General features: G+C 26.4%; 12 protein-coding genes and 1 riboswitch. Of the genes, 1 reads left to right on the forward strand and 11 read right to left on the reverse strand.

Annotation, left to right across the window (positions count from 1 at the left end; translation table 11 throughout):
• Position 1: 1 nt before the first annotated feature.
• The 10 genes from I4V51_RS19170 to I4V51_RS19215 form a co-directional block, all read right to left on the reverse strand.
• Entirely contained in the window at positions 2–928 is a 927-nt protein-coding gene (locus tag I4V51_RS19170; protein ID WP_243281575.1) for an ABC transporter ATP-binding protein, read from the reverse strand.
• Positions 909–1,892 carry an ABC transporter ATP-binding protein gene (locus I4V51_RS19175; RefSeq protein ID WP_195990041.1) on the reverse strand — a complete coding sequence of 328 codons (984 nt, stop codon included), beginning with the start codon at positions 1,890–1,892 and terminating at the stop codon, positions 909–911. The genes I4V51_RS19170 and I4V51_RS19175 overlap by 20 nt, the downstream gene beginning before the upstream one ends.
• 21 nt (positions 1,893–1,913) lie before the next feature.
• On the reverse strand, positions 1,914–2,747 hold the full coding sequence (locus tag I4V51_RS19180) for an ABC transporter permease subunit (RefSeq protein ID WP_195990042.1): 834 nt from the start codon (positions 2,745–2,747) through the stop codon (positions 1,914–1,916).
• Between the two features lie 7 nt (positions 2,748–2,754).
• Positions 2,755–3,687: a nickel ABC transporter permease gene (nikB, locus tag I4V51_RS19185; protein WP_195990043.1), complete on the reverse strand. Its 933-nt coding sequence runs from the start codon at positions 3,685–3,687 to the stop codon at positions 2,755–2,757.
• A gap of 100 nt (positions 3,688–3,787) precedes the next feature.
• Positions 3,788–5,386, reverse strand: coding sequence for a nickel ABC transporter substrate-binding protein (gene nikA, locus I4V51_RS19190; RefSeq protein WP_195990044.1), 1,599 nt, complete (start codon positions 5,384–5,386; stop codon positions 3,788–3,790).
• A gap of 226 nt (positions 5,387–5,612) precedes the next feature.
• Complete coding sequence (locus tag I4V51_RS19195; protein WP_195990045.1) at positions 5,613–7,037, reverse strand: PTS transporter subunit EIIC; 1,425 nt, start codon at positions 7,035–7,037, stop codon at positions 5,613–5,615.
• 480 nt (positions 7,038–7,517) lie between these two features.
• A complete protein-coding gene (locus I4V51_RS19200) occupies positions 7,518–8,003 on the reverse strand; it encodes an N-acetylmuramoyl-L-alanine amidase (RefSeq protein ID WP_195990046.1) in 486 nt (161 codons plus the stop codon).
• A 205-nt stretch (positions 8,004–8,208) separates the two neighbouring features.
• On the reverse strand, positions 8,209–8,661 hold the full coding sequence (locus I4V51_RS19205; protein WP_195990047.1) for a UPF0158 family protein: 453 nt from the start codon (positions 8,659–8,661) through the stop codon (positions 8,209–8,211).
• Positions 8,662–8,786: 125 nt separating this feature from the next.
• Positions 8,787–9,344 carry an ECF transporter S component gene (locus I4V51_RS19210; RefSeq protein WP_195990048.1) on the reverse strand — a complete coding sequence of 186 codons (558 nt, stop codon included), beginning with the start codon at positions 9,342–9,344 and terminating at the stop codon, positions 8,787–8,789.
• Positions 9,345–9,379: 35 nt separating this feature from the next.
• Positions 9,380–10,354 (reverse strand): nucleoside hydrolase, encoded by a 975-nt coding sequence (locus I4V51_RS19215; protein ID WP_243281576.1) that lies wholly within the window; start codon positions 10,352–10,354, stop codon positions 9,380–9,382.
• A gap of 201 nt (positions 10,355–10,555) precedes the next feature.
• Positions 10,556–10,600, reverse strand: a riboswitch (PreQ1 riboswitch).
• A 443-nt stretch (positions 10,601–11,043) separates the two neighbouring features.
• On the opposite strand from I4V51_RS19215, the gene I4V51_RS19220 reads away from it, so the two are divergent.
• Entirely contained in the window at positions 11,044–11,310 is a 267-nt protein-coding gene (locus I4V51_RS19220; protein ID WP_195990050.1) for a DUF4190 domain-containing protein, read from the forward strand.
• A gap of 243 nt (positions 11,311–11,553) precedes the next feature.
• Here the strand turns inward: I4V51_RS19220 and I4V51_RS19225 are convergent, their stop codons facing one another.
• On the reverse strand, positions 11,554–12,120 hold the full coding sequence (locus tag I4V51_RS19225) for a 50S ribosomal protein L25 (RefSeq protein ID WP_195990051.1): 567 nt from the start codon (positions 12,118–12,120) through the stop codon (positions 11,554–11,556).
• Positions 12,121–12,222: the final 102 nt, after the last annotated feature.

A 12,222-nucleotide genomic window follows, 5' to 3' on the forward strand; every position in this document is an offset into this window, starting at 1 on the left:
CCTATCTATTATGACATGCTATTTTATGACCATCATATATATTAACTAAAGTTGGTTGAATTGTTTTACAAATTGAAGTACAGCAATCGCATCTATTAAAATATACACATCCAGTTGTAGTTTCATTTTCATTAACTTTTTCTATATTATTATTAATCTTAGAATTAAAGTTAATTGAAGCATTTAATAATTTTTGTGTATATGGATGTTTCATATTTGAAAAGTACTTTATATCATCTATTTGCTCAAGAATTTTACCTTTATACATAATAATTATAGAATCAGCTAAATAATAAACGGCTTCTAAATCATGAGATATAAAGATGTATGTTAAATTATATTGTGATTTTAAATCTGATAATAAATTTAAAATCTGTCCTTGTACAGAAACGTCTAAACTACTTAATGGTTCATCTAGAACTAATAAATCTGGATTATTAGCTATGGCTCTTGCAATACATACACGCTGTAATTGCCCTCCACTGAATTGATTGGGAAACTTGTTTATGTCATTTTCATCTAAACCAACACTATTTAGCAATTCTAAAACTCTTTTAATCCTATCTTTCTTAGATAATTTACTAAAATTAATTAAGGGTTCTTCTATTATTTGTAATATATTTCTACGTTTATTTACTGAAGAAAAACTATCTTGAAATACCATTTGTAAATCTTTTCTCAATGCATCTTTTCTTTTAATACTCTTAATATTTTTACCTTTAAAATAAATTGTTCCACTTGAACACTCTTCTATTCCTACAATTAATTTAGATAAAGTACTTTTTCCACATCCGCTTTCTCCAACAATACAAGTAGATTTCCCTTCATTAATATCCAATGTTACACCATTTACAGCTAATACTTTTTCATTGTGTTTTAATTTATAGATTTTTTCAACATTTTCTATTCTAAGCATTCCTGTACCCATATAATTCACCCTCCATTAATATACATTTAATCTCATGGTTTTTTTCTAAGTGAATATTAGGAATATTAATCCCTTTACAATGTTCACATCTTTCACTACATCTACTATAAAAATCACATTCTTGTCCTCTTACAAATAAACTTGGAGGAATTCCATCTAAAGCTTCCAATCGCTCCTTAGAAAATCTTGGTCTAGATTTTAGTAACCCCTTTGTATATGGATGTTTAGGATTGTTAAAAATTGTATTTATATCTGCTTTTTCCACTATACTTCCACCATACATAACAGCTACTTCATGAGCTAAATGTCCTATGACAGCCAAATCATGTGATACTAAAACTATTGATGTTCCTAATTTCTTTTGTATATTTGCTAGTATTTTAATTATTTCATATTGAACTGATAAATCTAAGGCTGTAGTTGGTTCATCTGCAATTATTATTTCAGGTTCTAATATTATGGCTAGTGCTATCATAACACGTTGAAGCATTCCTCCACTAAGCTGATATGGATAACTGTCTAATACAGTTTTAGAGTTTTGTATTTTCATTTCCTTTAGGATATTTAAAGCTCTATTTTCTATTTCAAATTTACTCATATCATTGCTACATGTTTCAAAAAAATGTTTTCTTATTGTCATTAATGGATTAAATGAATTCATAGGATTTTGTGATATTAAAGCAATATGCTTTCCTCTATATTGAGTCATTTTCTTATTATTTTTATATGGTAATTCTTTTTCATTAAAATATATGTTCCCCTCCACATTCCATTTATCCTTATCAAGAAATCCTAATATGGCAGAACAAGTTAATGATTTTCCACTACCGCTTTCTCCTATTATCCCTAGAGTTTTACCTTGTTTCAAATTTAAATTAATATCTTTAACCGCTAAATATTCCTTTCCTTGTTTACGAAAATAGATACTTAAATTATTAATTTCTAAAGCTAAATTTTTATCCAAAAATTTTTCCTCCTTAAATTACTAAACAGTAGCTTCTTCTAGATAATCTCTTAAATTGTCTCCAATTATATTACTACTAAGTACAACTAGCAAAATCATTATTCCTGGCCAAAACATTAACATTGGATTACTATGCATAAATGATCTTCCATCATTTATCATCATTCCCCACTCTGGGAAAGGTGCTTTTACTCCTAATCCTAAAAAGGAAAATCCTGATACAGCTAAAATTGTATGTCCAAAATCTATAGTTAAAATTGCTAATACTTGCGGAAAAATATTTGGTAAAATATCTCTGATTATAATTTTAAGATTAGAGCTTCCTAATAATTTACTAGCTTCAATATAATTTAACTCCTTTTCTCTTACTGTTAAATTTCTTGATACTCTTGCATACCAAATCCACTGTACTAAAATCATAGCAATTATAATATTCTCTATTCCCGCTCCTAAGAAACTTATTATAACTAAAGTTAAAACTAAACTAGGAAATGAGTATAAGATATCACAAACTCTCATAATTATCATATCTAGTTTTTTTCCAATAAACCCTGATAACATTCCTATAAAAATTCCAAATGATGATGATATAAAACAAGCTATTAATGATAGACCAATTGTAGGTCTAATACCATGAATTATTCTACAAAATATACATCTACCCATATTATCAGTACCCATTGGATATTCAAATGAAAGTGGTAAAAACTTTTTAGTTAAATCCATTTCTATTGGATCATGCCTTGAAATAATAGGTGCAAATATACCTAATATAATTAAAATAATAATGAATATACTACATACTAATGTTAATTTATTAGTTAATAATTTCTTTATTATATCTTTTAACTTCATAACTATATCACCCTTCCAACCTTATTCTTGAATCTATTGATGCACAGGTTAAATCAGCTAAAAGATTACTTATAATAAATATAATTGCAATAAGTAATATATATCCTTGAATAATAGGATAATCTCTTTGTGATATAGCTCCTGTTATTATTCGTCCAAGGCCTGGCCATGAAAAGACATTTTCTACAATTAAACTACCAGCAAGCATTCCTCCAAAATTCATTCCAAAGGAAGTTATAACAGGAATTAATGAAGCTTTTAAAACATGATTAATTAATATTTTTCTTTCACTTACTCCTCTAGCTCTTGCATAAGTTACTACTGGTGATTTCATATTTTCTAATAAACTATTTCTTAATACTCTTGAATAGGTAGGAATATAGCCTAATGCTAATGTTATTGATGGTAAAATAATATTTGAAAACTTTTCTGCTCCTGCTACTGGTAATATTCCTAATTTAATAGAAAATAATTGAACTAGTAAAAAACCTAACCAAAATGAAGGCATAGCCGCTGAAATAAAGGCAAAAACACGACTAAAATTATCAACTGACTTCCCTGCATGTGTAGCAGAAAAAATTCCTAAAGGAATGCTAATTAAAAAAATCCAAAAAAGTGATGCAAAAGTTAATGATAATGTATATTTAAATCCAGAAAATAAATCATGCAATACTAAATCTTTTGATATATAAGATACACCTAAATTTAAGGAAAGCACATTTTTAATCCAAATAAAATATTGAGTTGTTATGGGTTTATCTAATCCTAAATTCATCATTGCAATTTCTAAATTCTTATCAGTTACAGGTATATTAGCAGAAACTAAATAAGCAGTTGCTGCATCACCGGGCATTATTCTTACTAATAAAAAAGCTATAATTGAAACTAAAAACAATATTGGAATTAATAGAAGAAGCCTTTTTATAATGTATTTTTTCAATATCCTTTCCCTCCATAAAGAATAGGTAAGCTTAAGCATTAAGTTAATGAACTAACTCTAAACTTAAGCCACCTAATATTATTTTTAAATAAATTATGTTTTAATTTCTTTCTACATCTTCAATTGGAATGTAATAAAGGGTATTAAATTTTATTCCAGTTAAATCCTTATCACAAGCTACTAATCTTGTTGTATTAGAAATAGGTAAGTAAACAGCTTGTTCATGCAAAGTTGTTAATATTTCTTTATAAAGCTGTTGCCTAACTTCTTCATCATTTTCAATTATTACTTTGCTTATTTTTTCATCTAGTTCCTTTTTCATAGGCAATCCTTTTTGAGCTTGATAATCAGTATATCCTTCATTTTTCATAGATGCTACTAAAGTATGTGGGTCATATGGGTCTCCCCATGTTTCAGTAATAGTTATTTCAAAGTCACTATTCTTAGTTCTATGAATTAAAGCTTGCCTTTCCTCTGCTTCTAAGTTTATCTTTACTCCAATATTTTTATATTCATTTTGTAATACTTCTCCTAATGTTTTATAAATTACGTTATTTCCATCAAAATAAAATCCTAATTCTAATTCTTTTCCATCTTTAACTCTATACTCTTTTCCTTGTTCTAATACCCAACCTGCCTCATCTAATAATTCATTTGCTTTTTCAATATCATATTCATATTTAGGCAAATTAATATTACAGTAAGGTACACTCTTACTAAATAATGTATCTGCTGGTTTTTGTAAACCATAGAAAACATGTTCAGAAATTACTTCTTTATTAACTCCATGCTGCAATGCTTTTCTTACATTTAAATCCTTAGTAGGTCCATTAGAAGAGTTAACAATTAATGAAACTGTACTTAATGGTTCAGAAATAAATGTTCCAAAACCATTATTTTCTAATTCTTTAAAGGCATCTGGTGTCAATCTGCTTTCCACATCAAAAATCATATCTACATCTCCAGCTTTTAATAAATTTACAGATGTATCTCCATCAGGTGTAAATACTATTTTAATTTCACTAAATTTAGGTGCTTCTCCCCAATACTCTTCATTTCTATCTAATATTGCATATTGTCCTGGTTTATATTCCTTTAACTTCCACATACCTGTACCAATAGGTTTAACTATACTTTCTGAAGTATTACCATCTTCCGGGAATGAGCTTTTGGCCATAATTCTTACTGGTCTAGATAAAGCTAATTCTTGTAACACTGGATAATAAGCTTCTTTATATTTTATTTTCACAGTGTATTCATCAATTACTTCTATTGAGTCCATTAAATTAATAGATTCTAAAAAGGAGTGATCAGATTTATTTTGTAATATTGCATCAAAATTTTTCTTTACAATTTTAGCATTAAATTCAGAACCATCTGTAAATTTGACTCCCTTACGTAGGTGAAATATATATTCCTTACCATCTTCTGAAATATCCCAACTTTCAGCTAATGAAGGCTTAACTTCACCATCTTCAAAGGTTGTAAGTCCATCATAAAGAAAATTTTGACCATACATAGGACAATAACCATGAGCATTTAAATCTCCAATATCATTAGCTGTAGCTATTACCAATCTGTCATTTTTATTTGTTGATTCATTTTCTATGCTTTTTGTTTTACTACATCCAATAAGTAATAGAATTGATATAATTCCTATTAAACAAAATGATATTCTTTTAACTATTCTATTTTTCATAAACCTTCTCCCCCTAAACACTTCTTTTTTACTTTTTTCTAAATCCCCCTTTACATAATTTAAAGCAAAAAAATAGAAGGCATAGCTACAGAAAAAGCTATACCTTCGTGGCATATAACAATTATATTATTATATAATTTTAACTTATATTTATATATATTCACTAGTATACTAAATATACTTATTTGAGTTAGTTTAAAAAAAATAATTAATTTAAATTACCTAATTATATATTTTTTACATCTGATTCTTTAATTACAAAGTAAGTAATTATAAATCCAGCAATATAAGAAATACATAATCCTATAAAGTAATTAAGCATACTGTGTGGTTGCATTATAGGAATAGCAACTAATCCTGATGGTCCCCAAGCATTAGCTAAAACATGTGTTAACATTACATACGCACCACCAAAACCAGCTCCAAGACCAGCCGTAATAAATGGTTTAAACATAGGAAGAGTAACACCATAAATCAATGGTTCACCAACGCCTAAAAACCCTGCTGGAAGTGCTCCTACAATAACTTGTTTTAATCTTTCATTATTTACTTTTCTAGCAATTAAATATATAGCTATTGCAGCTCCAACCTGACCTGCACCAGCCATTGCAAGTACTGGGAATAATGAAACTCCCCCCATCGCTTCTAGTTGAACTGCATAAATTGGTATTAATCCATGATGCAATCCTAATAATACCATTGGTAAGAATAATGCAGCTAATATATATCCACTAATTACACTAACAACTGGATTAGACGAATTAATAATTATACTTAATATAGCTACTAGTCCATCTGAAATAAATCCTGCCACTGGCATTATAATAAATACAAATAATATACCTGTTATTAGTAATGTTAATAGTGGAGTTAATATTAAATCTAGAACATCTGGCATTCTCTTACGTATTGCCTTTTCTATCTTAGCTAATATATAAACTCCCATAATAACACCTATAATACCGCCTTTTCCTGTAGTTAAGATAGAATTTAAAGGTACAGCTTCATCATATAATCCAAAGGTTTGGGATATAGCAACTATATTTGCACTTATTGATATAGCACCTATAATTCCACCTAAGCCTTCGGTTGCACCAAATTGTTTTGCTGAGTTTATACCAGTATAAATAGCAAAATAGCCTAAGAATCCTCCACCTATTAAAGAAAACATCAATTGAGTTATTTTCCAAAATCCTTCAGAACTTAAAACACCTTGTCCTTGAAGAGTTGAAATTAAGCTTCCTAGACCATTAAATATACCTGCTGCAATAATGGCTGGAATTAAGGGGATAAAAATATTAGCAATAATATTAATTACCTTCTTAAATTTACTTTCTTTTTGAGAACCCTTAACTGCTGCCTTGTTTTCTTTCCATTCTCCAGCCTTTAATGCTTCTTTAGGTAAATTTAAATCTTCAATGCAAATATCTGCAACTTTTTTAGCTTTACCAGGCCCTAATACAATTTGTAGATAATCTCCATTTTGAACTATTCCTAATACTCCTTCAGTACTTTTTAACTCATTTGTATTAATTAAATCTTCATCCCTTATGTTTATTCTTAATCTAGTCATACAGTTTGCAATTTTTATAACATTTTCATTACCACCAATTAGCTCAACAATTTTTTTTGCTAATTCTAAATTTGTCATATAATTATTCATCCCCTTAAAAATTATTTTTAATATTTACCTCATGAATAATTTTTGTAAGAGTTAGTATTAAATTGATACATATTTATATCACCTCATTTTTCTTGTTAGTATATTATAGTTATTATTGTTACTCTAAATGTCATTTACTTTAATTATTTTAAAATTAATTGAATATGTAATTATTTCAAAAAAGTCTACTCTAAGCTTAAAATTTTAGAAAATATATAAAATTTAAAATCACTATATAATGATAAAAAAAGGCTAAATGCTTATTATATAAGCATTTAGCCTTAAAATTTATATAAAATAATATTTCTTTACATTTTATTTATAAACTTTCCTATATTCAATAAAACCATATTGAATATAATGCTCAATTACTGGTACAAATGTATCTTTTTTAACTGACTCAACTACATTTGAAGATTTTAAAATATACCGATTTTTACAAAAAACTTTTAATAATTCATCTTCCAATTATTTAGAAATCTTTTGTAATTTATTTTTAAAAGAATCCCATCTGCTCCAATTATTATCTGACCAATTAGGACATATTTTATGACTTGCATCATAATGCCTTACAACATTGTTATTAGGAAGATTATATTTCTTTTGTAAATACTTAACTAACTCTAATGCATTATTTTCTGTTATTTCTGAAATAACTCCATTGATATTACAACACATTTCTATATTAATAGAATTTTTGTTTGTTATTCCATAAACACCATTTCCATCGCCAACAGACCAAGCAGCATTATATTCTTCTACTGATTGCCATATGGAAGTATCATCTACAAAATAATGTGCACTTGCACTTTTATCTCCATTATAAAAATAATAAACATTATTTTTAGCTGTATCTCCTTTATTTCCTGTATAATGAAGAATTATATACTTTACACTATCACCGTTTCTACTTGAATAATTATAAGAGCTTATTTTTCTTTGGATTGGTAACATTATATACATCTCCTTTTATCTTATATTATGAAATACGCTTTACAATTGTGATTATAATGTCAATCAAATACTAAAAACTTAGAATACTATAAAATCCTGAAATAAATTTTTATCAATGAAACTTATTATTTGCTATAAAAAAATAATGAAAGCTTATGATGATATCTTTCATAAAACTTTCATTATTATATGTTTAAATATAAGATTAAAACTCTATATTATTATCTTTACACCACTTTATTGCTAAATTTCTTTCACTATCTTCTCTATAATCATACCATTCATTAACAAGACCAGCATTTTCAATTGCATTTCTTAGTTCTCTAAATGAATCTTTATTCTCTAATATTGTATTCCTTACATCTAAGTCTTCTATTCTATTAGTAAAATTAATCATCATTCCATATTCATCTATATCCATATGATTGGGAAGTTGAATATAGTCATTATAATTTTCTTTAAAATCATGAAGTGAAAGTATAAGTTCTTTTTCCCACTCTTCAAACTTATTAATATTTTGTATATCATCAGCTTCATAGATTGCTGTACTATTATCTTCAATATACATTATTACTCCTGTTTTTTTATTATAGTAATGAGTTAGTAACTCCCCTTCAAATTCTATACATTCTATTACATCATTTAAATCTACTTTCATTTTAATCACATCTTTCCTTAAAATTTTCTTATTTTGCTTATAACATAATAGAATTAGTATATTATAATACTGATTTTATTACTATAATTTAATTTTAAACATATTCATTATTTTTTAATCAAATTCTAATATGCTTTATTATTAATTTTAATGTTATTAGGTAATGCTTTTATTAATGATAATACAAGTAAAACTGTAATAGCTTTATCTACTAAATCAAAGATAATTTGAGTTGAAAATATACTTGTAACTATATTTACTCCAGCTTCCTTTAAATACATTACAATAAAAGAAGTACCAGATGATGTAATTCCACCAAAAACAAAGGCAGAAATTATTGAGGCAACAATAGATCCAATTACAGTTGTTATTACAATACCAAGAACTAAATAATTTCCTTTAAATAAATTTTTTTTATAACACACTCCAGCTACTATACCTATAACTAATTGAACAGGCATAAAATATAGTGAGTATGGATCAAATGTTAATCCATTAATTAATGCAGTTACAATTCCTGTTAACATTCCACTTATAGGTCCAAATAGAAATGCTGATAAAAATGTTCCTATTGTATCTATGAAGATTGGTAGTTTTAATGTTGCAGCAACGAATGCTCCTACAATATTTATTACAACAGCCATAGCCATAACTGTTAATTTAAAAGTATTATTTCTTTTCATATTAAATCCCCCGATTATTTACGCTTTAAAGTTATTTAATTTATTCCATATTTAGGATTACTAAGTACTATTTCAATATCTTTTTTATTATTTGGAAAAATTCTCCTCAAAAACATTTTCATAAATTTTTTAGAATCTACTTTATTCAAAATAAGTCCATTATGCTCTTTTTTATAAAACTCACCAATATCAACTAAAGTTTGTCCAACTGCTATTCCATCAACAACTATATCCAAATATGATGTAAACCCTTCACAAATACTTCTATCAATAAAATATGCTACTGCTAAGGGATCATTAATTACACATCCTAAAGTTCTTTCTTGCTTCCAATGGAAATCAACATAAAATTTAGTTATATTTACAATAAAATTAGCTACATCTCCTCCAATTTGTTTAATAAGTTCTATAAGATTAGGTGTTAACACTATTTCTCTAGTAACATCTAATCCAACCATAGAAAAAGGAACCTTACTTTTATCAAATACTTCTTTAACTCCATGTGGATCTACCCAATAATTAAATTCTGCCACTTGTGAACAATTCCCATGAGACTTAAATGCTCCTCCCATAGAAACTATTTCATTTATCATATTAAAAGCTTCTAAATCCTTTTCTATTGCTTTTGCCAAATTAGTTAATGGGCCTAAGGCAATTAAACTTATATTATCTTTTCTTGCCTTTTCTAAGATGAAATCTACTCCACCATAATTTATCTCCATATCTGCTTCTTGATAATTAGTTTCTCCAAGACCATCTTCTCCATGAGTATCTTGTGCTGTTATTAATTTTCTTTTTAATGGAACCTCTTCTCCTATGTATACCGGTATATCTTCTCTTTTCATTAGTTTTAATACTTTTAATGCATTTCTTGCTCCTTGATCTGCTTTTACATTACCTGAAACTGTTGTAATTCCTATAACTTCTATCTCAGGTGAATTCAACGCTAAAATTAATGCTAATGAGTCATCTATACCTGGATCACAATCAATTATTACTTTCTTTTTCAATTTTATCTTCTCCTTTATTAAGTTAATATAAAATTTATATTCAGAAAATAAAAAATGGAATAAACATTTGTTCATTCCATCGCAAAGTAAAGGGAGCTATTATTATTAATAGCTCCCTCATATATTAAAATCTAGTATTATTTTATTGAAATTCTAACAACAAAATCAAACTAATATCTTTAAAAATATTAAAGTGTATTAGTGGTCCTAGTTTTTTATAGAGGGATGGTTACGAACCTCTCTCAGAGTTAATCTGAGTATATAAATTTTACCTATTTAGTATATATGTTTATTTAAAATTTATCAATACTAAATTTAATTTTATTATTATATATTTTTTTTCTATTTTTATACTTTTCCGTAGCCTTAAGAACTTCCTCTTTTAAATTAAATATAAATTTCCTTATTTTATCTTCGCTAACCTAATATGCATCATTCAAAAAATCACAATTGTTATGATTAATAAAAAATATTAAATTTTTGTTTCTTAAATATTCAACTTGAGAAACTTTCAATTTAAATAAAGTCTTATGATTTTATTCAATATTATAGTAAATATCAACTGCAGAAAATAACTATAATTTTATAGTTACATATATGTTATTTAGCCCACATATCATTTAACTTAATTATCATATTTAGGTTAATAATCTCATATAATTTATTAATTAATAACGGGGGGATCAACGTTGAGCGAAAATAACAATAATAATCAACTTCAAAACTCAAATAATTCTTACAACGGTTTATCTATTGCAGGCTTCGTTTTAGGTATTATATCCTGTTTCTTAAACTTTTTTGGAATTGTTGGAATTGTAGCAGTTGTTCTTTCATCAATAGGTTTAGCACAAATCTCTAGAGATTATCAAAAAGGTAAAACATTAGCTATCACAGGAATAGTACTAGGTGCCATAAATATTATTTTTGCATTATTTGTATTTATTTCATTCTTCTAATATATATTTATACACTATGAAAATTAAAAACCCATAAGAAATTGTAAAATACAATTCTTATGGGATAAATTATTTCTAAATTTATATTTAGCCTTCTGTATTTGAGTTTTATAATAAAAATACAGTTATTCTTTTTATTACTATTTTCAACTCATTAATAAACCAAGATATTATTCTATTGAAATACAAATTTACAAAATAAACAAAGAGACTATATTTTTAGTCTCTTTGTTATGGAGATTATTATTCTTCCTCATTATCATTTTCTTCGTTTTTAGAATTATATCCTATTTTAGCTACTGCTAAATCTTTATTGCTTTCTAATATTATTTCACTTGGTATAGATAGATCTTTAATAAAAATTTGACTTCCCTCTTCTAATTTAGATACATCTATAGTTATGTTATTAGGAAATTTATCTGGTTCACCTTGTAACTCTACTTCTGTAATAAATGATTCTAATAATAAATTTTTAGATAATAAAGCATCTTGTCCAACAAAACTAATTGGAATTTTCAATTTTACTAAATCCCCTTTATTTATGCTTTGAAAATCTATATGAATTATCTTTCCAAAAGCATCTTGTTGCATCTCTTTAACAATGCACTTTTTAAAGTCTCCATTTAAATTTAAAGATACAACTGAACTTTTGGGACATTTTAACAATCTAATCATTTCCTTTTTTGTCATTTTAGCAGATAAAGACTTGTAATGGTCATTTTCATAAACAATACAAGGAATTTCTCCATTTTTTCTCACTTTACTTCCCTTTTCAGTTCTTTCACATATGTTGAATACTAAATCATCCATTATAATCCTTCCTTTATCTTTTATATTTATATAAAGATTTTATTTTGTATATCCTATTTTTATTCATAATAATTATTCAATATTACAACTTAATTAATATTT

It is taken from the genome of Clostridium sp. D53t1_180928_C8, from assembly GCF_015667795.1.
In the GTDB taxonomy this organism is placed as follows: domain Bacteria; phylum Bacillota; class Clostridia; order Clostridiales; family Clostridiaceae; genus Clostridium.

Bases quoted from the DNA above. Each gene is read 5' to 3' on its own strand.
- I4V51_RS19195 (WP_195990045.1), bottom strand. From the start codon at position 7,037: ATGACAAATTTAGAATTAGCAAAAAAAATTGTTGAGCTAATTGGTGGT.
- I4V51_RS19205 (WP_195990047.1), bottom strand. From the start codon at position 8,661: ATGAAAGTAGATTTAAATGATGTAATAGAATGTATAGAATTTGAAGGG.
- nikA (WP_195990044.1), bottom strand. From the start codon at position 5,386: ATGAAAAATAGAATAGTTAAAAGAATATCATTTTGTTTAATAGGAATT.
- I4V51_RS19200 (WP_195990046.1), bottom strand. From the start codon at position 8,003: ATGTTACCAATCCAAAGAAAAATAAGCTCTTATAATTATTCAAGTAGA.
- I4V51_RS19170 (WP_243281575.1), bottom strand. From the start codon at position 928: ATGGGTACAGGAATGCTTAGAATAGAAAATGTTGAAAAAATCTATAAA.
- I4V51_RS19180 (WP_195990042.1), bottom strand. From the start codon at position 2,747: ATGAAGTTAAAAGATATAATAAAGAAATTATTAACTAATAAATTAACA.
- I4V51_RS19225 (WP_195990051.1), bottom strand. From the start codon at position 12,120: ATGGATGATTTAGTATTCAACATATGTGAAAGAACTGAAAAGGGAAGT.
- I4V51_RS19210 (WP_195990048.1), bottom strand. From the start codon at position 9,344: ATGAAAAGAAATAATACTTTTAAATTAACAGTTATGGCTATGGCTGTT.